This is a genomic window from Pseudomonas sp. Z18(2022) (assembly GCF_036346535.1).
Classification (GTDB): Bacteria; Pseudomonadota; Gammaproteobacteria; order Pseudomonadales; family Pseudomonadaceae; genus Aquipseudomonas; species Aquipseudomonas yamanorum_A.
On record NZ_JAOTOA010000007.1, the window covers coordinates 169,934 to 192,642 of the forward strand.

A 22,709-nucleotide genomic window follows, 5' to 3' on the forward strand; every position below is an offset into this window, starting at 1 on the left:
AAAACGCTCTATAGGTAGGCGGCATGAGCCGCTTCGAGGCTGCCTTGGGCGCGCAGAATCAACTCGCAGAACTCGCGGGCGGCGCCTTCGCCGCCACGGGCGGTGGTAACGCCATGCGCGTGTTCGCGCACGAACGCCGCCGCATTGGCCACAGCCATGCCCAGGCCGACCCGGCGGATCACCGGCAGGTCGGGTAAATCGTCACCGAGGTAGGCAACCTGCTCATAGCTTAGGTTGAGTTTGCCAAGAAGCTCGTCCAGAACCACCAGTTTATCCTCGCGGCCCTGATACAGGTGAGGAATCCCCAGGTTTTGTGCGCGGCGTTCCACAACCGGGGTCTTGCGACCACTGATGATGCCGGTTTGCACGCCCGCCGCCATCAGCATCTTGATGCCCTGGCCATCGAGGGTGTTGAAGGTCTTGAATTCGCTGCCGTCTTCCAGAAAGTACAGGCGGCCGTCCGTCAGCACGCCGTCGACGTCGAAAATCGCCAGCTTGATGTTTTTGCCCCGTTGCAGCAGATCGGTGGTCATTTACATCACTCCCGCACGCAGCAAGTCGTGCATGTTCAAGGCGCCAACCGGGCGGTCGTCGCTGTCGACCACCACCAGCGCCAGGATTTTATGGTCTTCCATGATCTTCAGCGCTTCGGCCGCGAGCATCTCGGGGCGGGCGGTCTTGCCGTGAGGCGTCATGACTTCGTCGATGGTTGCAGTCTGGATGTCGAGGTTGCGGTCCAGGGTGCGGCGCAGGTCACCGTCGGTGAAAACCCCGGCCAGGCGCCCGTCGGGCTCCAGGATCACGGTCATGCCGAGGCGCTTGAGGGTCATTTCCATCAAGGCATCTTTAAGCAACGTGCCGCGCGCCACCTGTGGCAGCTCTTCGCCGGCGTGCATCACGTTTTCCACTTTCAGCAGCAGGCGGCGGCCCAGGGCGCCACCCGGGTGGGAAAAGGCGAAGTCTTCGGCGGTAAAGCCGCGGGCTTCCAGCAATGCCACGGCCAGTGCATCGCCCATGACCAGGGCGGCGGTGGTGGAGGAGGTTGGCGCCAGGTTCAGCGGGCAGGCTTCTTCGGCAACGTGTACGTTCAAATTCACTTCAGCCGCTTTTGCCAGCGTCGAGTCCGGGTTGCCGGTCACGCTGATCAGCTGGATGCCCAGGCGCTTGATCAGCGGCAGCAGGGTCACGATTTCGTTGGTGGTGCCAGAGTTGGACAGGGCCAGGATGATGTCATCCCGGGTGATCATGCCCATGTCGCCGTGGCTGGCTTCGGCCGGATGCACGAAGAACGCGGTGGTACCGGTGCTTGCCAGGGTGGCGGCGATCTTGTTGCCAACATGCCCGGATTTGCCCATGCCGACCACGACTACGCGGCCCTTGCTGGCCAGAATCATCTCGCAGGCGCGTACGAAATCCGCGTCGATATGAGCCAGCAAACCTTCTACGGCTTCAAGCTCGAGGCGGATGGTGCGTTGTGCGGATTGAATAAGGTCGCTGGATTGGCTCATGTCTGAAATCGTATAGCCTGACGAAAAGTCGGCGATTATAGCGGTAATGATCGATTCCCTCACGTAAGTTCGTCAGGCTTTATTCATTCCGTTTGTGGTTGAGATTGAACCTCAGCAAGGTTTTTTTAGCTGTCCTGTTTCTGAACAAGCTCTGTTCCGGCCTTGGGGGCGCTGTACCAGCAGTGATATAGTTCGCCGCCAGTTCGGTCCGCACAGCCTTTTTGTCTCTTCGACGCAAGCATTTGTCGAAAACAAGGTGTCTGAGTGAAAGGCTGCATCCCAAGGAGTTTAGATGAGTGCCGATAACGCCTACGCGGTCGAGCTGAAGGGCCTTTCCTTCAAGCGCGGTACGCGCAGCATCTTCAATAATGTGGATATTCGCATTCCCCGCGGCAAAGTCACGGGCATCATGGGGCCTTCCGGCTGCGGCAAGACGACGCTGCTGCGCCTGATGGGCATGCAATTGCGCCCCTCCGCCGGTGAAGTCTGGGTCAATGGCCAGAACCTGCCGACCCTCTCGCGCAGCGACCTGTTCGATGCCCGCAAGCACATGGGCGTGCTGTTCCAGAGCGGTGCCCTGTTTACCGACCTCGACGTTTTCGAAAACGTGGCGTTCCCTCTGCGGGTGCATACACAGCTGTCCGATGAAATGATTCGTGACATTGTGTTGCTGAAATTGCAGGCCGTAGGGCTGCGCGGTGCCATCGACCTGATGCCCGACGAACTGTCCGGTGGCATGAAGCGTCGGGTGGCCCTGGCGCGTGCCATTGCCCTTGACCCGCAAATTCTCATGTACGACGAACCCTTCGTTGGCCAGGACCCGATTGCCATGGGCGTCCTGGTACGTCTTATCCGCCTGCTCAATGATGCGCTGGGTATCACCAGTATCGTGGTCTCCCACGACTTGGCCGAGACCGCGAGCATTGCCGACTATCTATACGTAGTGGGCGATGGCCAGGTGCTGGGGCAGGGCACGCCTGAAGAGCTGATGAACGCAGATAACCCGCGCATTCGCCAATTCATGACCGGCGATCCCGATGGCCCGGTGCCTTTTCACTTTCCGGCAGCGGACTACCGCTCAGATCTTCTGGGGAAGCGTTGATGCGCAAGACATCTCTAATCGAGAAGGTTCGCCTTTTCGGCCGCTCCGGCATTGACATCATCGGCGTGCTGGGCCGTTCGACGATTTTCCTGTTCCACGCATTACTCGGCCGTGGCGGCATTGGCGGCAGCTTTGGCCTGTTGATCAAGCAACTGCACTCCGTGGGCGTGATGTCCCTGGTGATCATCGTGGTTTCCGGGGTGTTCATCGGCATGGTGCTGGCGCTGCAGGGTTTCAATATCCTGTCCAGCTACGGCTCCGAGCAGGCGGTGGGGCAGATGGTTGCCCTGACCCTGTTGCGTGAGTTGGGCCCGGTGGTGACGGCGTTGCTGTTTGCCGGGCGTGCCGGTTCTGCGCTGACCGCCGAGATCGGCAACATGAAGGCCACCGAGCAGCTGTCCAGCCTGGAAATGATCGGTGTCGATCCACTCAAGTACATTGTTGCCCCGCGCCTGTGGGCCGGCTTCATCTCTCTCCCACTGCTGGCGATGGTTTTCAGCGTGGTGGGGATCTGGGGTGGCTCGTGGGTGGCGGTTGACTGGCTGGGGGTCTACGACGGCTCTTACTGGGGCAACATGCAGAACAGCGTGACCTTCAGCGGTGACGTGCTCAATGGCATCATCAAGAGCATCGTTTTCGCGTTTGTAGTGACCTGGATCGCCGTATTCCAAGGCTATGACTGTGAGCCCACCTCAGAAGGGATCAGTCGCGCCACCACCAAGACCGTTGTGTACGCCTCGCTGGCGGTACTGGGCCTTGACTTCATTTTGACCGCCTTGATGTTTGGAGATTTCTGATGCAAAACCGCACTGTGGAAATCGGTGTCGGCCTTTTCTTGCTGGCTGGCATCCTGGCTTTACTGTTGCTCGCCCTGCGAGTCAGCGGCCTATCGGCCAGCCCCACCGCCGATACTTATAAACTTTACGCCTACTTCGACAATATCGCCGGTTTGACTGTCAGAGCTAAAGTGACCATGGCCGGTGTAACCATCGGCAAGGTCACAGCGATCGATCTGGACCGCGACAGCTTCACCGGCCGTGTGACCATGCAGGTGGACAAGAAGGTGGATAATCTGCCGACTGACTCCACTGCGTCTATTCTCACCGCTGGCCTGCTGGGCGAGAAGTACATCGGTATCAGCGTGGGCGGGGAAACAGCCCTGCTCAAGGATGGTTCGACCATTCATGACACACAGTCGTCGTTGGTGCTGGAGGACTTGATCGGTAAATTCCTGCTCAATACCGTCAATAAAGACGCCAAATGAGGAATGTGTTCATGATCTCTACTTTGCGACGTGGCCTGTTGGTACTGCTCGCGGCACTGCCGTTGATGGCTAACGCCGCTGCCGGCGGTTCCGCACATGACCTGGTGCAGGACACTACCAACAAGATGTTGGCTGACTTGTCGGCCAACAAGGAAAAGTACAAGCAGGATCCAAGTCAGTTCTACAACGCGCTCAATACCATTGTGGGCCCTGTTGTCGATGCCGAAGGCATTTCCCGCAGCATCATGACCGTCAAGTACTCGCGCAAGGCTACCCCTGCGCAGATGCAGACGTTCCAGGAAAACTTCAAGAAGGGCCTGTTCCAGTTCTACGGCAATGCCCTGCTCGAGTATAACAACCAGGGGATTACCGTCGCTCCGGCCGGGGATGAGTCCGGGGATCGCACCAGCGTCAACATGAGCGTCAAGGGCAACAATGGCGCGGTGTATCCGGTGCAGTACACGCTGGAGAAGGTCAACGGCGAGTGGAAGCTGCGTAACGTGATCATCAACGGTATCAACATCGGCAAGCTTTTCCGTGACCAGTTCGCCGACGCCATGCAGCGCAATGGCAACGACCTGGACAAAACCATCAATGGTTGGGCCGGTGAAGTCGCCAAGGCCAAGGAAGAAACCGATAAAGCTGCCGGGAAGCCTGCCCAATGACCGAGTCGGCTATCCGCCTCGGCGAGGCCGGCGAATTGCTGATCAGCGGCGTGCTGGATTACAGCACCGGGCCAGCCCTGCGCAAGCAGGGCCAGGGGCTGATCAATGCCAGCACCTCTGCTGCGCTGGTGCTGGATTGCTCGGCGGTGGTGAAGTCCAGCAGTGTAGGCTTGTCGTTGCTGCTGTGTTTCATGCGTGATGCACAGGCCGTCAAAAAGCCGGTAAGCATCCGTGCATTGCCCGAAGACATGCGTGAAATCGCTGAGGTTTCCGGTCTGACCGAGCTGTTGGCGCATCCTTAATACACATTATTAAAGAAGCCCCCCGTCAGAGTCCTGCTATGCGGGGTTCGCAGGCGCGGGGCTTTTTTGTATGATGTGCGACCCGCGCGCACTGGGCGCCCATAGAGGTTGATCATGCAGGCCCTAGAAGTTAAAAGCTTCCTTGAAGGAAAGCTGCCCCAAACTAATGTTGAAGTTGAGGGCGAAGGCTGCAATTTCCAGCTGAACGTGATTAGCGATGAACTGGCGGCGTTGAGCCCGGTCAAGCGTCAACAGCAGATCTATGCCCATTTGAACCCGTGGATCACCGATGGCAGCATCCATGCGGTCACTATGAAATTTTTCAGCCGCGCGGCCTGGGCCGAGCGCACCTGAGCCCCCAAGGCGTCGAGATTCTTATGGATAAATTGATTATTACCGGCGGTGCTCGTCTTGATGGCGAGATCCGTATTTCCGGGGCGAAGAACTCCGCCCTGCCGATCCTTGCAGCGACCTTGCTGTGCGATGGCCCGGTTACCGTGGCCAACCTGCCGCACCTGCACGACATCACCACCATGATCGAACTGTTCGGTCGCATGGGCATTGAGCCGGTGATCGACGAGAAACTCAGCGTCGAAATCGACCCGCGCACCATCAAGACCCTGATCGCTCCGTACGAACTGGTGAAAACCATGCGTGCCTCGATCCTGGTACTGGGCCCGATGGTTGCCCGTTTCGGCGAAGCCGAAGTCGCACTGCCTGGCGGTTGCGCCATCGGTTCGCGTCCGGTGGACCTGCACATCCGTGGCCTCGAAGCCATGGGCGCAACCATCGACGTCGAAGGCGGCTACATCAAGGCCAAGGCGCCTGAAGGCGGCCTGCGTGGCGCGAACTTCTTCTTTGATACCGTCAGCGTGACCGGTACCGAGAACATCATGATGGCTGCTGCCCTGGCCAACGGCCGCAGCGTGCTGCAGAACGCCGCGCGCGAGCCGGAAGTAGTCGATCTGGCAAACTTCCTGATCGCCATGGGTGCCAACATCACCGGCGCCGGCACCGACACCATCACCATTGAAGGTGTTAAGCGCCTGCACTCGGCCACCTACAAAGTAATGCCGGACCGCATCGAGACCGGTACCTACCTGGTGGCTGCAGCCGTCACCGGTGGCCGCGTCAAGGTCAAGGACACCGATCCGACCATCCTTGAATCCGTCCTGGAAAAACTCAAGGAAGCCGGCGCTGAAATCACCACCGGTGAAGACTGGATCGAGCTGAACATGCACGGCAAGCGGCCAAAAGCCGTCAACGTGCGTACCGCTCCGTACCCGGCGTTCCCGACCGACATGCAGGCGCAGTTCATTTCCCTGAACGCGATTGCCGAAGGCACCGGTGCCGTGATCGAGACCATCTTCGAAAACCGCTTCATGCACGTGTACGAACTGCACCGCATGGGCGCCAAGATCCAGGTCGAAGGCAACACTGCCATCGTCACCGGCATCGAAAAGCTCAAGGGCGCGCCAGTGATGGCCACCGACCTGCGTGCCTCGGCCAGCCTGGTGATCTCGGCGCTGTGCGCAGAGGGCGACACCCTGATCGACCGCATCTACCACATCGACCGTGGTTACGAGTGCATCGAAGAGAAGCTGCAGATGCTCGGCGCGAAAATCCGCCGCGTACCGGGCTAGTTCCAGGAGCTGCAAATACGGTCATTGTGGCGAGGGAGCTTGCTCCCGCTGGACTGCGCAGCAGTCCCAGTCTTTTTAAACAAAGAGCAGGGCCGCTTCGCGCCCCAGCGGGAGCAAGCTCCCTCGCCACAGGACGATGTATGCTGTTAGCTGATTTGTTTCAAATCGAGGCTGTAATGGCCTCGATCTGTGTCTGGCGCCGATTGCGACCGGACAGCAATAGCCTGATGAAGGACTGACGTTTCCCATGTTGACCATCGCACTGTCCAAGGGCCGCATCCTTGACGACACTTTGCCGCTTCTGGCTGAAGCGGGCATCGTGCCGACCGAGAATCCGGACAAGAGCCGCAAGCTGATCATCCCCACGACCCAGGACGACGTTCGCCTGCTGATCGTGCGTGCCACCGACGTGCCAACCTACGTTGAACATGGCGCGGCCGACCTTGGCGTGGCGGGTAAAGACGTGTTGATGGAATACGGCGGCCAGGGCCTGTACGAGCCGCTGGACCTGCGTATTGCCCTGTGCAAGCTGATGACCGCCGGCCGTGTCGGTGATGTCGAGCCCAAGGGCCGCCTGCGGGTGGCGACCAAGTTCGTCAACGTTGCCAAGCGTTACTACGCCGAGCAAGGCCGCCAGGTCGACATCATCAAGCTCTACGGCTCGATGGAGCTGGCACCGCTGATCGGCCTGGCCGACAAGATCATCGACGTGGTCGACACCGGCAACACCCTGCGCGCCAACGGCCTGGAACCCCAGGACTTTATCGCCGACATCAGCTCCCGGCTGATCGTCAACAAAGCTTCGATGAAAATGCAGCACGCCCGTATCCAGGCGTTGATCGACACCCTGCGCAAGGCAGTGGAGTCTCGACACCGCGGTTGACTCACCCGCGCGGCCCTGAGCCGCGCCCGTCTATCCGCCTCATAGCCAGAATTCTCAGGTGCCCAAGCGGAAACGACTGCTAGTTTAGGGCGCCTGAGTTTTTGCCAATTCTATTGAGGCCCTCGCTATGACCACGTCCACTGCAATTGCCCGACTCAACGCTGCCGACCCGGATTTCGCCCATCATCTGGATCATCTGCTGAGCTGGGAAAGCGTGTCCGACGATTCGGTCAACCAGCGGGTGCTCGACATCATCAAGGCCGTGCGCGAGCGCGGTGACGCGGCGCTGGTGGATTTCACCCGGCAGTTCGATGGCCTGGACGTCGCCTCCATGGCCGACCTGATCCTGCCTCGCGAACGCCTGGAACTGGCCCTGACGCGCATCACTGCCCCGCAGCGCGAAGCCCTGGAAGTGGCGGCTGCGCGGGTGCGCAGCTACCACGAAAAACAGAAACAGGACTCCTGGAGCTATACCGAGGCCGACGGCACCGTGCTGGGCCAGAAGGTCACGCCGCTGGACCGCGCCGGCCTGTACGTGCCCGGCGGCAAGGCGTCGTACCCGTCTTCGGTCCTGATGAACGCGATTCCGGCCAAGGTGGCCGGCGTGACCGAAGTGGTCATGGTGGTGCCCACCCCGCGTGGCGAAATCAACGAACTGGTGCTGGCCGCGGCCTGCATTGCCGGGGTTGATCGCGTGTTCACCATCGGCGGCGCCCAGGCGGTTGCGGCCCTGGCCTACGGTACCGAAAGCGTGCCGAAGGTCGACAAGGTGGTGGGCCCGGGCAACATCTACGTGGCCACGGCCAAGCGCCACGTGTTTGGCCAGGTTGGCATCGACATGATCGCCGGCCCTTCGGAAATACTCGTGGTGTGTGACGGCCAGACCGACCCGGACTGGATCGCCATGGACCTGTTCTCCCAGGCCGAGCACGACGAGGACGCCCAGGCGATCCTGGTCAGCCCGGACGCCGAGTTCCTGGACAAGGTGGCCGCGAGCATCGCCAAGTTGCTGCCGACCATGGAGCGCGCCGAGATCATCGAGAAGTCGATCAATGGCCGTGGCGCCCTGATCCAGGTCCGTGACATGGAACAAGCCATCGAAGTGGCCAACCGCATCGCCCCGGAACACCTGGAGTTGTCCGTCGCCGACCCACAAGCCTGGCTGCCGCTGATTCGCCACGCCGGCGCGATCTTCATGGGTCGCCACACCAGCGAAGCCCTGGGTGACTACTGCGCAGGCCCCAACCACGTGTTGCCGACCTCGGGCACCGCGCGGTTCTCCTCGCCGCTGGGTGTGTATGACTTCCAGAAGCGTTCGTCGATCATCTTCTGCTCGCCCCAGGGCGCGTCGGAGTTGGGCAAGACCGCTTCCGTGCTGGCCCGTGGCGAGTCGCTGACCGCCCACGCCCGCAGTGCCGAATACCGTATCGTTGACGACAAGCAGCAGGGGAACTGAAACATGAGCAAATTCTGGAGCCCGCTCGTCAAGGATCTCGTTCCTTACGTGCCCGGTGAGCAACCGAAGCTGACCAAGCTGGTGAAGCTCAACACCAATGAAAACCCCTACGGCCCGTCGCCCAAGGCGCTGGCCGCCATGCAGGCCGAGCTGAACGACAACCTGCGTTTGTACCCGGACCCCAACAGCGACCTGCTCAAGCAGGCGGTGGCGAAGTATTACGGGATCGACGCGGGCAAGGTGTTCCTCGGCAACGGTTCCGACGAAGTCCTGGCGCACATCTTCCACGGCTTGTTCCAGCACGACCTGCCGCTGCTGTTCCCGGACATCAGCTACAGCTTCTACCCGGTGTACTGCGGCCTGTACCGCATTGCGTTCGATGCGGTGCCGCTGGACGAACAGTTCCAGATCCGCGTGTCGGACTACGCCAGGCCCAACGGCGGGATCATCTTCCCCAACCCGAACGCGCCGACTGGCTGTGTGATGGCGCTGGATGCGGTGGAGCAGATCCTCAAGGCCAGCCCGGATTCGGTGGTGGTGGTCGATGAAGCCTATATCGACTTCGGCGGCGAAACCGCCATCAGCCTGGTGGACCGATACCCGAACCTGCTGGTGACCCAGACCCTCTCCAAATCGCGCTCCCTGGCCGGTTTGCGGGTAGGCCTGGCCGTGGGCCATCCGGACCTGATCGAGGCGCTGGAGCGAGTCAAGAACAGCTTCAACTCCTACCCGATCGACCGCCTGGCGATTGTCGGCGCGGCGGCTGCGTTTGAAGACCGTGAGCACTTCCAGAAGACCTGCCAGTGGGTGATCGACAGCCGTGAAACGCTGGTGGCGCAACTGGAGGCCAAGGGGTTTGAAGTGTTGCCGTCCGCGGCCAACTTCATCTTTGCCCGTCACCCACGGCACGACGCCGCCGGGCTGGCAGCCAAGGTGCGGGAGCAAGGGGTGATCGTGCGGCACTTCAAGCAGGAGCGGATTGCCCAGTTCCTGCGGATCAGCATTGGTACGCCAGAGCAGAACCAGGCGCTGATTGATGCGTTGGGTGAGCTGTAATCTTTATTGACTGAACCGGCGCCATCGCGGGCAAGCCCGGCTCCCACAGGGGACTGCATTCTTTCTGATAATGCATTCCAATGTGGGAGCCGGGCTTGCCCGCGATGAGGCCACCAGCAACACCCAAAAGCTGAAGCCTTACAGCAACGGCTCATCCGGTTTCTTGTTCTTCCAGCCGTCATTGCCCGGCAGCAGCAGATTCAACGCAATCGCTACCACCGCACACAGGGCGATGCCCTTCAGGCCAAAGTCATCCGGGCCGGTGCCGGTTCCCACCAGCACACCGCCAATCCCGAACACCAGGGTCACCGACACAATCACCAGATTGCGCGCTTCGCCGAGGTCGATCTTGTGACGGATCAGCGTGTTCATCCCCACCGCGGCAATCGAGCCGAACAGCAGGCACAGGATCCCGCCCATCACCGGGATTGGAATGCTTTGCAGCAGCGCACCGAACTTGCCGATGAACGCCAGGCTGATGGCAAACACTGCCGCCCAGGTCATGATCTTCGGGTTGTAGTTCTTGGTCAGCATCACCGCGCCCGTCACTTCCGCGTAGGTCGTGTTGGGCGGACCGCCGAACAGGCCGGCTGCAGTGGTGGCGATCCCATCACCCAGCAGCGTGCGGTGCAGGCCAGGCTTCTTCAGGTAATCGCGACCGGTCACGCTGCCCACCGCAATCACGCCACCGATGTGTTCGATCGCCGGGGCCAGGGCCACCGGGACGATAAACAGGATCGCCTGCCAGTTGAACTCCGGCGCGGTGAAGTGGGGCAGGGCGAACCACGGTGCGGCGGCGATCTTCGCGGTGTCGACTACACCGAAGTAGAACGACATGGCGAAACCCACCAGTACGCCCGAGATGATCGGCACCAGGCGGAAAATACCCTTGCCGAACACTGCCACGATCAACGTGGTGAGCAGCGCCGGCATCGAGATCAGCATGGCCGTCTGGTAGTGGATCAACTCGCTACCGTCGCCCGCCTTGCCCATCGCCATGTTGGCGGCAATCGGCGCCATGGCCAGGCCGATGGAAATAATCACCGGCCCGATTACCACCGGCGGCAGCAGGCGGTCGATGAAGCCGGTGCCCTTGATCTTCACTGCCAGGCCGAGGAAGGTGTAAACGAAACCCGCTGCCATCACTCCGCCCATCGTCGCTGCGAGGCCGAATTGGCCCTTGGCGAGAATGATCGGGGTGATAAAGGCAAAGCTCGACGCCAGGAACACCGGCACTTGGCGCCCGGTGACCACTTGGAACAACAAGGTGCCCAAGCCTGCGGTAAACAGGGCGACGTTTGGATCGAGACCGGTGATCAGCGGCATCAACACCAGCGCGCCAAATGCCACGAAGAGCATCTGTGCGCCAGACAGGATCTGGCGCCAAAGCGGGTCGTTGAACTCATCCTGCATGGTCACGCGTCCTTCTGCTTGGTACCGAAGATCTTGTCGCCGGCATCGCCCAGGCCCGGGATGATGTAGCCGTGTTCGTTCAGGCGTTCATCGATGGACGCGGTGTAGATCAGCACGTCCGGGTGGGCTTTCTCGACGGCGGCGATGCCTTCGGGAGCGGCCACCAGCACCATGGCGCGGATGTCCTTGCAGCCGGCCTTTTTCAGCAGGTCGATGGTGGCAACCATGGAACTGCCGGTGGCGAGCATCGGGTCGATGATCATCGCCAGGCGTTCGTCGATTTCCGGGACCAGTTTTTCCAGGTAGGTGTGGGCCTGCAGCGTCTCTTCGTTGCGGGCCACGCCCACGGCGCTGACCTTGGCGCCCGGGATCAGGCTGAGCACGCCTTCAAGCATGCCGATACCGGCGCGCAGGATCGGCACCACGGTAATCTTCTTGCCGGCGATTTTCTCGACCTGGACGGGACCACACCAACCGGCGATCTCGTAGTTTTCCAGGGGCAGGTCTTTGGTCGCCTCGTAGGTGAGCAGCGCTCCGACTTCCTGAGCAAGCTCGCGGAAGTTCTTCGTGCTAATGTCGGCGCGGCGCATAAGGCCGAGTTTATGTCGGATCAGCGGATGGCGGATCTCACGGATGGGCATGGGGAAAGGCTCCGGCGGCGGGCAAAAAAACCGGCCTAGATTAATCTATCCGAGGGTGTTGTCCTATAGACATCTAGTACGTTAGTCCATTAAGGCTTGAACGTTGCGCCTCACATGCGTACCTTTGCCCGCTTTTCTTGCCACAGCACCCCCTTGGAGAGCGCCATGTCCGCTGATCTCGAGCATATCCGTCAAATCATGCGCGAGGCTGACTGCCTGTACACCGAAGCGCAAGTCGAAGAGGCCATCGCCAAGGTCGGCGCGCACATCTCCCGTGAAATGGCCGACACCAACCCGGTGGTCTTTTGCGTGATGAACGGTGGCCTGATTTTCGCCGGTAAACTGCTCACCCATCTGCAATTCCCGCTGGAAGCGTCCTACCTGCACGCCACCCGCTATCGCAATGAAACCAGCGGCGGCGACCTGTTCTGGAAAGCCAAGCCGGAAGTCTCGTTCATCGACCGCGATGTATTGATCATCGACGACATCCTCGATGAGGGTCACACCCTGGGCGCCATCATCGACTTCTGCAAACACGCCGGCGCACGCAAAGTGCACACCGCCGTGCTGATCGACAAGGACCACGACCGCAAGGCCCGTCCGGACCTGAAAGCCGATTACGTGGGCCTGCCGTGCATCGACCGTTACATCTTCGGTTACGGCATGGACTATAAAGGCTACTGGCGCAACGCTAACGGTATCTACGCCGTTAAAGGAATGTAAGCGGGATTCAGGCGCAGGGCTGTCATGCTATCGTGCTTGGCCCCTGCGTCTGGAGCTGTTCATGAGCCTGTTGATTCGCACCTGCGCCGCCCTGGCGCTGACCCTCAGTTTGCCCCTGGCGGCCGCTCCTGCGCCGTTGCACGGCCAGTTCCTGCCTCCCGACGACCTTAATCTGCGAGCCGAAGCTGCGGACCAACAGCAATTGCTGCAAGTCACCGACTATTCGGTGGTGGTGGGCAACCAGCGCCAATCCACCCAGCAGCCGATCCCGGTGACCTCGCCGTTGATGATCCGCCTCAAGGGCAAGTCCCTGAACAAAGGCGCGACCATCGCCCAGGTGATCCTCAATTTCGATGCCGAAAGCAAAAGCCTGAAGAAGCCGGTGTTCGACGATAAAAGCAAAACCCTCACGTTGTCTTACCCGGTGACCCAGTACCGGGTGATTGTCGACCTGTTGCGCAATGACACGGTCTACGTGCAATTCCTCACTTACGCCAATGGCCATATCTGGGCTGATTTGCACACCGGGGCGGTGCGCGCCAAATAATCCAGCCGACGCGGATTCGGCCGTGTAAATACAGCCAATGTGGGAGCTGGCTTGCCTGCGATAGCGGTGGGTCAGTTGGCCCATCTGTTACTGATGCATCGCTATCGCAGGCAAGCCAGCTCCCACATTGGTTCGCGTACCTTTCGAAGCCGCTGTGCCACAGGTAAACTGCTTTTCCCGTGTATATGTCTGCAGGCTGGAGTCGGTAATGCGTAAAGATAAGAAACAGCTGATTGGTGATGAAATCGGCGACGAGCAAATCAAGCTGTTCCTGAATTTCGAGCCGGTAGACGCCACTTCGCCGTCCCTGCACAAACTGATCAAGGCCTACCGTGGCCTGCGCATCGACGACTTCGAACGCTTCCTGGGCTTTTTCAAGGAGGCCGGCCTGGACCTCGATGGCAAGGACGAGCATGGCCTGACCTTCGTTGAAGTGATCAAGGACCAGCGCAACGCCGCCGAGTACATCGAGCTGATCGAACAAGCCCGCGGCTGATTGTTGCGGACGAAAAAAAACGCCCCGTTCTCATCATGAGAGCGGGGCGTTTTTGCTTGTTACTGTAGGAGCGAGCTTGCTCGCGAAGAACCTGAGAACACCGCGTTAAACCAGGCGAGCTGTGTCATCGTTAACGTCTTTCGCGAGCAAGCTCGCTCCTACATCAACCAGTTCCAGGCTGATGTTGTTCTGCGTGTTGATCTTGCGATACAGCTCGGCATCGGTCTCCAGGACCTTTTCCCGCGCCGGGAAGATCTCGTGCAGCTTGGCAGCCCACTCACCGGCCGCTTTCGCCGGGAAGCAGCGTTCGATCAGTTCCAGCATGATCGACACCGTCACCGAAGCGCCCGGGGACGCGCCCAGCAGGGCGGCCAACGAACCGTCCTTGGCCGCAACCAGTTCGGTACCGAATTGCAGCACGCCGCCTTTCTTCGGGTCTTTCTTGATGATCTGCACCCGTTGGCCGGCCACTTCCAGGCGCCAGTCTTCGGCTTTCGCTTCAGGGTAGAAGCGGCGCAGGGATTCCAGGCGCTGTTCCATGGACTGGCGCACTTCGCTGACCAGGTACTTGGTCAGGTCCATGTTGTCCCGGGCCACGGCCAGCATCGGGCCGATGTTGCCGGCACGAATCGACAGGGGCAGGTCAAGGAACGAGCCGTGCTTGAGGAACTTGGTGGTGAAGCCGGCGTATGGCCCGAACAGCAGGGACTTCTTGCCATCCACTACGCGGGTGTCGAGGTGCGGCACCGACATCGGTGGCGAACCCACGGCGGCCTGGCTGTAGACCTTGGCCTGGTGGTGCTTGACCACTTCCGGGTTGTCGCAACGCAGCCACTGGCCGCTGACCGGGAAGCCGCCGAAGCCCTTGCTTTCTTCGATGCCCGACGCTTGCAGCAGCGGCAGGGCCGCGCCACCGGCGCCGAGGAACACGAACTTGGCGTCCACATCACGGGAGTTGCCGCTGTTGACGTCCTTGATGCTCACGGTCCAGCCGGCGCCGTTGCGCTTGAGGCCGGTGACGCGCTTGCTGTACTTGACCTGGGCATCCGGTGCGCTGGTCAGGTGCGAGAGTAACTGGTTGGTCAGGGCGCCGAAGTTGACGTCGGTGCCGTTCATCACGCGGGTGGCGGCGATTTTTTCGTCCAGCGGGCGGCCAGGCATCATCAGCGGCATCCACTCGGCCATCTCGCTGCGGTCTTCGGTGTAGTGCATGTCCGAGAACGCGTGGTGCTGGCTGAGGGTTTCAAAGCGTTTCTTGAGGAACGACACGCCTTTCTCGCCCTGCACGAAGCTCAGGTGCGGCACGGGGCTGATAAAGGATTTGGACGAGCCAAAGGTGCCTTTCTTGGTCAAGTACGCCCAGAACTGCTTCGACACCTCGAATTGGGTGTTGATGTGCACGGCTTTCTTGATGTCGATGGAGCCGTCGGCGGCCTCGGGTGTGTAGTTCAGCTCACACAGCCCGGCGTGGCCGGTACCGGCGTTGTTCCACGGGTTGGAACTTTCCGCGGCACCCGAATCCATCAGCTCAACGACTTCCAGCTTGAGGCCGGGGTCGAGCTCTTTGAGCAGTACGGCGAGGGTGGCACTCATGATGCCCGCACCTACCAGTACTACGTCGACTGCTTCGTTATGCGCCATTTAACGCGTCTCCAAAATCTGCAGCACCAAATTGACGGCATGGCTGCCAGGAGTGACGGGGCGGTTCACGTGATGCCCCAGGTTACCCATGGCCAGGATCGCCATGTCCGATTCTTCGCAATTTATCGCAAGCGGACGCTGCCGGCCGGGCCTGATGTGCGTATGAACGCATTTAAGGACACCTGTGGCAATTCGACTTATGGTCAAGCTCGTCCGATCGTGCAACCAAATCCGTAGCGGACAGGCTTCAAGCTCCGTTTTTTGAGGAGTGCTCGGTCCTGTGTGGTGGGGCTGTTCCAGACGCTGATGGTGCTTGTACAAACGCAAAACTATTCATTTGCTCGCCACACTCTTGTGAAGTTGTGAAAACCCGTTTTTTTCACGCTCTTTTGAAGACGTGAACCTCAAAAAAGGGCTGCCCCAGCCTGGCACCTGGCCCGAGATCACTGCCGGCAAGCGGCAAAACGGGCAAACAACTCAAGTGGCCGAGCGCATGGCAGCTCTGGCAGATTCGGGTAAAGACGATGGTTTGCAGAGAAAACAGCAAGCTCGCCAGCTTCACTCGATCTGTGTGGGCGGCTCTCTGTGGGCGGTGCGGGGAGCTAATACAAGCGCATTAGCGATGCTGCGAGGCCCGATCAGGAGACGTCCTTATAATCGGGGGGAGATTGTAGCGAAGAAATGCGCGCAAATGGACGTGTTTAATGACTTTTATTAGCAGTCTGGTCAGGAGGCCAACGCGTGCCGTGGCTGCGCCTGCGAAACCGCTGGGCTGACGCGGGCGCTGGCGGGCAGCGGGCGGTGCATCCAGCTCAGGCGGGGCTCTTCGACTTCGACCCAGCCTTCGCCGACGGGCGGCAGGCTGCACTGCTTGAACGCCTGGCAGCAACCTTGGGCATCGAGCAGGGCAAAATGGCGATGACTGGTGTGGGAAAAGAACAATGATTTGAGAAGGCGCATGGTTTTGTACCCGGTTCGTTACATGCTGCAAAGGTTGTCAGTCTGGCATGACATTGAGGTGACGGTTCTGTGTGAAAATTGTAATTTCGCCGACAGTTCAGCCGTCGTTCAGGAATTCTGGTGAGTGGCGAGCGCTCGCCGTTATACTGGCGCCCTGTTTGCATCTAGTCCTGGAGAAATGAGTATGTTGCAACGCCTGTTGTTCGGTTTGATCACTGTGACCAGTTTGACCCTGGTTGGCTGCGCCCACAGCCCGCAACAACTCAGCCCGCAACCAAAAATCACCACTCAGTTGGCGCCAGTGGGCCATGGCCAGCCGGTGTCGGTGCGTGTGGTTGACGGGCGTCCGTCGCCGACCCTCGGCACCCGTGGCGGCCTGTACCCGGAAACCAGCGCCATCACGGTGACCGGTGCCGACGTGCTGCCCAAGCTGCAAGCCCAGGCCGAAGCGGCCGTGCGCCTGCTGGGCTTCACCCCGGCCAACTCGCCGGGTGCTCCACAACTGACCATTACCCTGGCCGAGCTGAAGTATCAGTCGCCCAAGGAAGGCCTGTACGTGACTGAAGCCACCATCGGCGCGACCTTCAAGTCCGACGTGACCGCCGGCACCCGTCGCTACAGCGGCCGCTACGGCGCATCCCTGGACCAGCGCTTCGGCATGGCGCCGAACCAGGAAACCAACACCAAGCTGGTGAGCGATGTGTTGAGCGATGCCCTGACGCGCCTGTTCAAGGACCCGAGCATCGGTTCGCTGCTCAGCTCGCAATAACCGCTCATAAAAAAACCGGGCTCATCACTGAGCCCGGTTTTTTTACGCCTGCAGTTTTCATGCAGCCGTTTCGACATAAAAGTCCAGCACACTCACACCGGTGAGCAAGTCCAGCTCCGGCAGGTCGGCATGCTGATGCCCGCCGAGGGCGCAATACACCAGCCAGTGGCGGTCCTGCACATTGAACGCGAGGCCGCCTACCAGCGCCTCTTGCTCATCGCTTTGGGCGATCAGATACAGCCGATCCTGGTTTTGCGCGTGCAACATGACAAGCTCCCGGGCTTTCGAAGGGCAACAGAGTGGCTTGTTAAGGTGACGTTCAGGTGACGTTGTAAATTACTGGATACATTATCCGTCAATGGGGAAGGAGCAATCAGGCGCAGGCGGCGCATATCATTCAGGTTTGTATCTGAACTGATACCAAGACACTGATACGTCGAGGTTTGCGATGTCGCTGACCGCACTACTGCTCAATTCCCTTGCCCTGCTGCTGGCGTGCCCGGCGGCCTGGCTGCTGTTTGTCACGCGCCTGCGTGAACAGCGCGCGATGGAAAGACTTGCCGCGCAAAGCGAACTGCGCGCCATTGATCAACCGATGCTGTTGCTGGATGTGCTGACGCAGCGTACCCATCGCCTGTTTTACCGGCTGGGGTTTGTCTGTCTTGGGCTGGCGTTGCTGGTGTCGTGGATCAGTACCCGATTGTAAGAGCACCCTAAAACAGATGTGGGAGCGGGCTGGCCCGCGATGGCAGTGAGTCAGCCGATAGATTCGGGGGCTGACACTCCGTCATCGCGGGCAAGCCCGCTCCCACATTACAGGGCGATCCCCGCTTTAACCCGGTACTGATTCCTCACCGGCGTTGCGTATTGCAGCACCAGATACGGCCGATGCTCGGCCGGGCACGCATTCAAGCGCCGTTCCCATTCCGCTTTTGCCTTGGCCAGCTCATCCGCCGGGAATACCTCGGCGGCGGTCGGCACCTGCAATTGCGGGTCGGCATCGCTCCATTGGGCGTACGCCAGGTAATGCACCGGGAACAACCGATAACCGCCCAGGATCTGCCGGTCCATCTCGATCGCCAGCAGTTTGGTGTCTTCGAACGCCTCGGTGATCGGCGGCGCGAAGTTGACGTGCACCCGGCCCTTGTAGCCGGTGATGCCCAAGGCAATGCTCACGTCATCTTCCCCCGGCGCCTTGCTGTAGGTGCCGGTGGTAGCGCGGATGTACAGCTCGCGGGCCTTGGCGGCGTCGCACGGGTCGTATTCGTAGCTGATGGACACCGGCGTCAGGTTCAGTGACTGGATGACCTCGGCGAACGGCTCGTCCTTGCGGCTCATGTGGAACATCTTGAGGATCGCCGACTCAGTGCGGTCATCCCCATCCTTGGCACGGCCTTCGGCCTGGGCGATCCAGATCGACTGGCAGTCGTTGCGAATCGAATGGTTGATGTAGGCCGACAGCAACTGATAAGCGGCCATCTTCTCTCTGCGCCCGGTAATCGAGCGGTGCACGATAAAACTCTTGTTCAGGCGCATCAGGTCGCTGACAAACGGCTTTTGCAGCAGGTTGTCGCCGATGGCGATGCGTGGCGTCGGCAGGCCGGCGTGGTACACGGCATAGTTGACGAAGGCCGGGTCCATTACGATGTCACGGTGGTTGGCCAGGAACAGGTAGGCGCTGCCGGACTTGAATTGCTCCACGCCGGTATAGGTCACGCCGTCGGTCGCGCGCTCGATGGTGTGGTCGACGTAAAACTCGACTTTGTCCTGCAGCGTGGCCACGGTGGTGACGCCGGCGAACTCACGGCGCAGTTTATGAGCGATCATCGGCTTGAGCAGCCAGCCAAAGGCGCCGGCAAAGCGCGGGAAGCGAAAGTGGGTCAGGATGTCCAGAAAGGCCTTGTCACTGAACAGTCGGGCCAGCACTGCCGGGACTTCGCTGTCGTTGTAAGGTCGGATGGTATCGAATTCGCCCATCATGCTCTCTTGTTAGAAACGGCTAGGGTAAGTAAAGGTTTGGAACAATAAATATCAGGGCGTGGTCCGGGCAATTGGCCGGGACGAAAAATAGCCCTGTAAATAGACCGGCGATTATACGCACAAGTCACCTGGGAGACCGCGATGGAAGAGGAGTCGTACGAATGTCCTTATTGTGGAGAGATAGTCACGGCGTTACTGGATCTGTCCGGAGGCGATCAGCAATACATTGAAGACTGCCCGGTATGCTGCCGGCCCATTACCTTCATCCTGCAGATTCACGGCGATGAATGGATGCTCGAAGTGCGCAGCGAGAACGAATAAAGGTACGCCCATGCAGCGAATCTACGAGCCGGAAAACCTGATGGAAGGTGAGCTGCTGCAAGGCATGCTCGAAAGCGAGGGCATCACTGCGCACCTGGTGGGGCGCGATTTGCTCGGCGGCACTGGCGAACTGCCGATCTACGGCCTGCTGGCCCTGGCGGTGGAGAACGACCAGGCCGCCTACGCCCGTGAGTTGATCACCGCCTACAACGGTGCGCAACCGGTGCCCGGGGATGAACCCGACAGCTTCCCCGACGTGTTGGTCTGTTAGGCTGTCGGCCAGTTTCTCCAAGAGTCGTGTTGCCCCATGTGTGGACGTTATGCCCTGTTTCGCTGGAACCCCGCGTTTGCTGCCTTGCCGGGCTTTCCGGCCGACCAGCAGGCCCAGTGGAATATTTCCCCCAATGATTCGGTGCTGATCCAGCGCCTGAGCGACGGCCAGCACACCCTCGCGCGGGCGCGCTGGGGCCTGACGCCGCCCTGGTTGACTGATCTTTCCCGCACCCCGGCCCACGCCCGGGCCGAAACCCTGGCGGAGCAACCGATGTTTCGCGAGGCCTTTCGCCAGCGTCGCTGCCTGTTGCCGGCCAACGGGTTCTACGAATGGCGCGGCACTCAACGCAAGCGCCCTTACTGGTTGACGCCGGGGGAGGGCAGCACGCTGTTCTTTGCGGCGATCTGGGAAGCGTACCCGGTGCAGGAGCAGGTGTGGCTGAGTACCGCAGTGGTGACCCAGGCCGCGCAGAGTCAGCGTCGGCCGTTGATTCTGGATGCGGCGGGGCAGGCCGCCTGGTTGAACCCCGAGACACCGCTGCACACCTTGCAGGCGTTGCTGGCCAGTGAGCCCACCGCGTTGCGCGAGCGGGTGCTGGCCAATATGGTCAACGATCCGAAGCTCAATGGGCCGGAGTGTCTGACGCCGGGTTAAGCCTGCAGGTTTGTGCTGGGGTTTAGGGCCCTATCGCAGGCAAGCCAGCTCCCACCTTTGATCTGTGAATACATTCAAATTGTGGGAGCTGGCTTGCCTGCGATGAGGCCCTGAACTTCACCCAATAACCTCAGACCTTGAACTGATTGATCAACCGCCGCTGCTGCTCCGCCAGCTTGGTCAAGTCCGCACTGGCCGCGCTCGATTCATCCGCACCGCCCGCCACTTCGTTGGCCACTTGCCCGATATTGATCACGTTACGGTTGATGTCCTCGGCCACCGCGCTCTGCTCCTCGGCGGCGCTGGCGATCTGGGTGTTCATGTCGTTGATCACCGACACCGCCTGGGTAATGGTCTCCAGCGCCTGGGCCGCCTTGGCTGCGTGTTGCACGCTTTCATCGGTACGGTTCTGGCTGTCTTCCATCACCCGCACCACGTCGCGCGTGCCTTGCTGCAGTTGCTGGATCATGGTCTGGATTTCTTCAGTGGCCTTCTGAGTCTTCTGCGCCAGGTTGCGCACCTCATCCGCCACCACCGCGAATCCACGCCCCTGCTCACCGGCCCGCGCCGCTTCGATGGCTGCGTTGAGCGCCAGCAGGTTGGTCTGCTCGGCAATCCCGCGAATCGCCGTGAGGATGGCGTTGATGTTCTCGCTGTCCTTGGCCAGCGCCTGCACCACACCGACCGCCTTGCCGATTTCCTGGGCGAGGGCGCCGATGGAGGTGGAGGTGTCGCGCACGATCTGCATGCCCTGGCTCGCCGCCTGGTCGGCGTGGCTGGCGGCTTGGGCGGCCTGGGTGGCATTGCGCGCCACATCCTGGGCGGTGGCCGTCATCTCGTGCACGGCGGTGGCCACCTGGTCGATCTCGACCATTTGCTTGTGCACGCCCTGGTTGGTGCGAATCGCGATGTCGGCGGTGTGTTCCGACGAGTCGCTGACCTTCTGCACCGAACTCACCACCTGGGTGATCATCCCCTGCAACTTGGCCAGGAATGTATTGAAGCCACTGGCAATCGCCCCCAGTTCGTCGGCGCGATCACTGGTCAGGCGCCGGGTCAGGTCGCCTTCGCCCTGGGCGATGTCATTGAGCATCGCCACCATTTGCTTGAGCGGCCGGGCGATGCCGTGGCCCACCAGCCAGATCACCAGCAAGCCGATGCCGGCAATCAGCAGCCCGGCCACGGCCATGCCGAAAATATCGGTTTTGCGCTGGGCGTCGAGGTCGTGTTGCATGGCCTGCAAGTCGGCCATGACTGCGCTCAGGGGCAGTTGCAGCATCAGGGTCCAGCGGGCGTCGGTCTGGCCGATGTTGAACGGCAGGAACAGCTCGATATGCCCGTGTTCCTTGTCCACGTCGTAGCGCACTTCGCCGACCTTCAGCTGGCTGAGATTGGCGAGTTCGTTGCTGTCGAGCAGGTCGCTGGCTTTTTCCCCCAGCTTGCTGGCGTCCTGGGTGTAGGCCACCAGGCGACCGTTGCTGGAAATCAGCGCCAGTTCGCCGGCGCCGTTGTACAAATTCTGATCAGCCTTGGTGAGCATTTCCTGGATGAAGTTCACCGACAGGTCGGCACCGACGATGCCCTGGAAGGTGCCGTCGATCATGATCGGTTCGATAAACGAGGCGAGCATGACCATCGCGTTGCCCACTTTGTAGGGAGCCGGGTCGATGGCGCAGGGTTTTTTGCTTTCCTTGGAGCACAGGTAGTACTCACTGGCGCGCACGCCGGTGGACAGGATGGTCTGGTCGGCCACGTCGGCGAGTTTATCCAGGCCCAGGCTGCCGTCGGCATTGCGGAACCACCAGGGCAGGAAGCGGCCGTTGGTTTCGACGCCGACTACCGGGCTGTTCACATAGGCGGCGTCGTTGTGGTCGATGGCGTTGGCTTCCCAGCCGATATAGGCACCGAGAATCTTAGGGTTGCGCACCACTGTTTCGTGGATCAGGTTGATCAGTTGTTCCCGGGAGACCGCCAGTTGCGGGTTGCCATTGGCGTCTTTCATGCCCATCAGGGCGTTGGCGGTGGCCAGGCCCTTGGCCGTTACCAGCGGCGCTTCCAGTTCACGCTGGATCAGCGTCGCCTGGGTTTGCGCCAGCGCGGTCAGGCGTTGTTCGATGATCTGTTCGAATTGCCCCTGGGTGCGTTCCTGCACCATCTCCTGGGTGCGCGCTCCCGCGAACAAGGCGTACAGCACCAACACCGCGACCACGCTCAGCACAATGGCCCCGGCCAGTGCCGCGACAGAAAATTGAATCGACTTGAACTTCATGACGGCTCCGGGCGCAGGGGGAGGTTGGCTGCTTTTTTATATCGGCCGCGAGCGGGGGAGGCATTAGGGTCATACCCTCAAAATGACTGCGCCGGATCGGCGAATGTCGCAAATGGAAAGGTCGCCGGCGGTTTATGAATTT

The 22,709-nt window shown here is 60.5% G+C and carries 28 protein-coding genes; 19 read left to right on the forward strand and 9 right to left on the reverse strand.

All coding sequences use genetic code 11. The annotated features are described in order from the left end of the window. Window positions 1–8 precede the first annotated feature (8 nt). Window positions 9–533, reverse strand: a complete 525-nt coding sequence (locus V3W39_RS17075; RefSeq protein ID WP_177043444.1) for a KdsC family phosphatase — start codon at window positions 531–533, stop codon at window positions 9–11. Continuing rightward, window positions 534–1,508: a KpsF/GutQ family sugar-phosphate isomerase gene (locus V3W39_RS17080; protein WP_330212995.1), complete on the reverse strand. Its 975-nt coding sequence runs from the start codon at window positions 1,506–1,508 to the stop codon at window positions 534–536. Window positions 1,509–1,800: 292 nt separating this feature from the next. Between V3W39_RS17080 and V3W39_RS17085 the strand changes: the two genes are divergently transcribed. The 10 genes from V3W39_RS17085 (at window position 1,801) to hisC (ending at window position 9,879) form a co-directional block, all read left to right on the forward strand. Next, window positions 1,801–2,610, forward strand: a complete 810-nt coding sequence (locus V3W39_RS17085; RefSeq protein ID WP_003216128.1) for an ATP-binding cassette domain-containing protein — start codon at window positions 1,801–1,803, stop codon at window positions 2,608–2,610. Next, a complete protein-coding gene (gene mlaE / locus V3W39_RS17090; RefSeq protein ID WP_177043446.1) occupies window positions 2,610–3,407 on the forward strand; it encodes a lipid asymmetry maintenance ABC transporter permease subunit MlaE in 798 nt (265 codons plus the stop codon). The genes V3W39_RS17085 and mlaE overlap by 1 nt, the downstream gene beginning before the upstream one ends. Next, window positions 3,407–3,874 (forward strand): outer membrane lipid asymmetry maintenance protein MlaD, encoded by a 468-nt coding sequence (gene mlaD, locus V3W39_RS17095; protein WP_010170575.1) that lies wholly within the window; start codon window positions 3,407–3,409, stop codon window positions 3,872–3,874. Before mlaE ends, mlaD begins: the two co-directional genes overlap by 1 nt. A gap of 11 nt (window positions 3,875–3,885) precedes the next feature. Beyond that, window positions 3,886–4,539: an MlaC/ttg2D family ABC transporter substrate-binding protein gene (locus V3W39_RS17100; RefSeq protein ID WP_010170573.1), complete on the forward strand. Its 654-nt coding sequence runs from the start codon at window positions 3,886–3,888 to the stop codon at window positions 4,537–4,539. Further along, window positions 4,536–4,841 carry an STAS domain-containing protein gene (locus V3W39_RS17105; protein WP_177043447.1) on the forward strand — a complete coding sequence of 102 codons (306 nt, stop codon included), beginning with the start codon at window positions 4,536–4,538 and terminating at the stop codon, window positions 4,839–4,841. The genes V3W39_RS17100 and V3W39_RS17105 overlap by 4 nt, the downstream gene beginning before the upstream one ends. A gap of 114 nt (window positions 4,842–4,955) precedes the next feature. After that, window positions 4,956–5,195, forward strand: coding sequence for a BolA family protein (locus V3W39_RS17110; protein ID WP_010170570.1), 240 nt, complete (start codon window positions 4,956–4,958; stop codon window positions 5,193–5,195). A 23-nt stretch (window positions 5,196–5,218) separates the two neighbouring features. Then, complete coding sequence (gene murA, locus V3W39_RS17115) at window positions 5,219–6,484, forward strand: UDP-N-acetylglucosamine 1-carboxyvinyltransferase (protein WP_177043448.1); 1,266 nt, start codon at window positions 5,219–5,221, stop codon at window positions 6,482–6,484. Between the two features lie 247 nt (window positions 6,485–6,731). Then, window positions 6,732–7,367, forward strand: coding sequence for an ATP phosphoribosyltransferase (gene hisG / locus V3W39_RS17120; RefSeq protein ID WP_003188599.1), 636 nt, complete (start codon window positions 6,732–6,734; stop codon window positions 7,365–7,367). Window positions 7,368–7,494: 127 nt separating this feature from the next. Beyond that, complete coding sequence (gene hisD, locus V3W39_RS17125) at window positions 7,495–8,823, forward strand: histidinol dehydrogenase (protein ID WP_177077904.1); 1,329 nt, start codon at window positions 7,495–7,497, stop codon at window positions 8,821–8,823. Window positions 8,824–8,826: 3 nt separating this feature from the next. Next, entirely contained in the window at window positions 8,827–9,879 is a 1,053-nt protein-coding gene (hisC, locus tag V3W39_RS17130) for a histidinol-phosphate transaminase (protein ID WP_177120552.1), read from the forward strand. Window positions 9,880–10,017: 138 nt separating this feature from the next. On the opposite strand, the gene V3W39_RS17135 is transcribed toward hisC, so the two are convergent. Beyond that, window positions 10,018–11,292: a uracil-xanthine permease family protein gene (locus V3W39_RS17135; RefSeq protein ID WP_177043451.1), complete on the reverse strand. Its 1,275-nt coding sequence runs from the start codon at window positions 11,290–11,292 to the stop codon at window positions 10,018–10,020. Window positions 11,293–11,294: 2 nt separating this feature from the next. Next, a complete protein-coding gene (gene upp / locus V3W39_RS17140; protein WP_003216149.1) occupies window positions 11,295–11,933 on the reverse strand; it encodes a uracil phosphoribosyltransferase in 639 nt (212 codons plus the stop codon). Between the two features lie 165 nt (window positions 11,934–12,098). Here upp and V3W39_RS17145 point away from each other — a divergent pair, with 165 nt between their 5' ends. The 3 genes from V3W39_RS17145 (at window position 12,099) to V3W39_RS17155 (ending at window position 13,699) form a co-directional block, all read left to right on the forward strand. Continuing rightward, complete coding sequence (locus V3W39_RS17145) at window positions 12,099–12,656, forward strand: hypoxanthine-guanine phosphoribosyltransferase (RefSeq protein WP_003216150.1); 558 nt, start codon at window positions 12,099–12,101, stop codon at window positions 12,654–12,656. A gap of 61 nt (window positions 12,657–12,717) precedes the next feature. Then, window positions 12,718–13,203: a hypothetical protein gene (locus V3W39_RS17150; RefSeq protein ID WP_177043452.1), complete on the forward strand. Its 486-nt coding sequence runs from the start codon at window positions 12,718–12,720 to the stop codon at window positions 13,201–13,203. A 208-nt stretch (window positions 13,204–13,411) separates the two neighbouring features. Beyond that, complete coding sequence (locus tag V3W39_RS17155; protein WP_177113425.1) at window positions 13,412–13,699, forward strand: PA4642 family protein; 288 nt, start codon at window positions 13,412–13,414, stop codon at window positions 13,697–13,699. 105 nt (window positions 13,700–13,804) lie between these two features. On the opposite strand, the gene mqo is transcribed toward V3W39_RS17155, so the two are convergent. Beyond that, window positions 13,805–15,340 (reverse strand): malate dehydrogenase (quinone), encoded by a 1,536-nt coding sequence (gene mqo, locus V3W39_RS17160; protein WP_177043454.1) that lies wholly within the window; start codon window positions 15,338–15,340, stop codon window positions 13,805–13,807. A gap of 397 nt (window positions 15,341–15,737) precedes the next feature. On the opposite strand from mqo, the gene V3W39_RS17165 reads away from it, so the two are divergent. Next, window positions 15,738–16,058 carry a hypothetical protein gene (locus tag V3W39_RS17165; protein ID WP_141629498.1) on the forward strand — a complete coding sequence of 107 codons (321 nt, stop codon included), beginning with the start codon at window positions 15,738–15,740 and terminating at the stop codon, window positions 16,056–16,058. A gap of 8 nt (window positions 16,059–16,066) precedes the next feature. Here V3W39_RS17165 and V3W39_RS17170 read toward each other — a convergent pair whose 3' ends face one another. Continuing rightward, complete coding sequence (locus V3W39_RS17170; RefSeq protein ID WP_177043455.1) at window positions 16,067–16,300, reverse strand: hypothetical protein; 234 nt, start codon at window positions 16,298–16,300, stop codon at window positions 16,067–16,069. 184 nt (window positions 16,301–16,484) lie between these two features. Here V3W39_RS17170 and V3W39_RS17175 point away from each other — a divergent pair, with 184 nt between their 5' ends. After that, window positions 16,485–17,069, forward strand: a complete 585-nt coding sequence (locus V3W39_RS17175; RefSeq protein ID WP_010170546.1) for a YajG family lipoprotein — start codon at window positions 16,485–16,487, stop codon at window positions 17,067–17,069. Between the two features lie 57 nt (window positions 17,070–17,126). Here V3W39_RS17175 and V3W39_RS17180 read toward each other — a convergent pair whose 3' ends face one another. Beyond that, complete coding sequence (locus tag V3W39_RS17180) at window positions 17,127–17,336, reverse strand: hypothetical protein (protein ID WP_177043456.1); 210 nt, start codon at window positions 17,334–17,336, stop codon at window positions 17,127–17,129. Window positions 17,337–17,517: 181 nt separating this feature from the next. On the opposite strand from V3W39_RS17180, the gene V3W39_RS17185 reads away from it, so the two are divergent. After that, on the forward strand, window positions 17,518–17,775 hold the full coding sequence (locus tag V3W39_RS17185; protein WP_177043457.1) for a hypothetical protein: 258 nt from the start codon (window positions 17,518–17,520) through the stop codon (window positions 17,773–17,775). A 107-nt stretch (window positions 17,776–17,882) separates the two neighbouring features. Here V3W39_RS17185 and V3W39_RS17190 read toward each other — a convergent pair whose 3' ends face one another. Then, window positions 17,883–19,046 carry a 1-acyl-sn-glycerol-3-phosphate acyltransferase gene (locus V3W39_RS17190; RefSeq protein ID WP_177043458.1) on the reverse strand — a complete coding sequence of 388 codons (1,164 nt, stop codon included), beginning with the start codon at window positions 19,044–19,046 and terminating at the stop codon, window positions 17,883–17,885. Window positions 19,047–19,190: 144 nt separating this feature from the next. Between V3W39_RS17190 and V3W39_RS17195 the strand changes: the two genes are divergently transcribed. The 3 genes from V3W39_RS17195 to V3W39_RS17205 are packed head-to-tail and all read left to right on the forward strand — an operon-like array spanning window position 19,191 to window position 20,298. Then, window positions 19,191–19,370 (forward strand): CPXCG motif-containing cysteine-rich protein, encoded by a 180-nt coding sequence (locus tag V3W39_RS17195; RefSeq protein ID WP_177043459.1) that lies wholly within the window; start codon window positions 19,191–19,193, stop codon window positions 19,368–19,370. 10 nt (window positions 19,371–19,380) lie between these two features. Then, window positions 19,381–19,641 (forward strand): putative signal transducing protein, encoded by a 261-nt coding sequence (locus V3W39_RS17200; RefSeq protein ID WP_010170538.1) that lies wholly within the window; start codon window positions 19,381–19,383, stop codon window positions 19,639–19,641. 36 nt (window positions 19,642–19,677) lie between these two features. Continuing rightward, entirely contained in the window at window positions 19,678–20,298 is a 621-nt protein-coding gene (locus tag V3W39_RS17205; RefSeq protein ID WP_003216163.1) for an SOS response-associated peptidase, read from the forward strand. Between the two features lie 130 nt (window positions 20,299–20,428). Here the strand turns inward: V3W39_RS17205 and V3W39_RS17210 are convergent, their stop codons facing one another. Then, window positions 20,429–22,567 (reverse strand): methyl-accepting chemotaxis protein, encoded by a 2,139-nt coding sequence (locus V3W39_RS17210; RefSeq protein ID WP_177043460.1) that lies wholly within the window; start codon window positions 22,565–22,567, stop codon window positions 20,429–20,431. Between the last annotated feature and the right edge of the window lie 142 nt (window positions 22,568–22,709).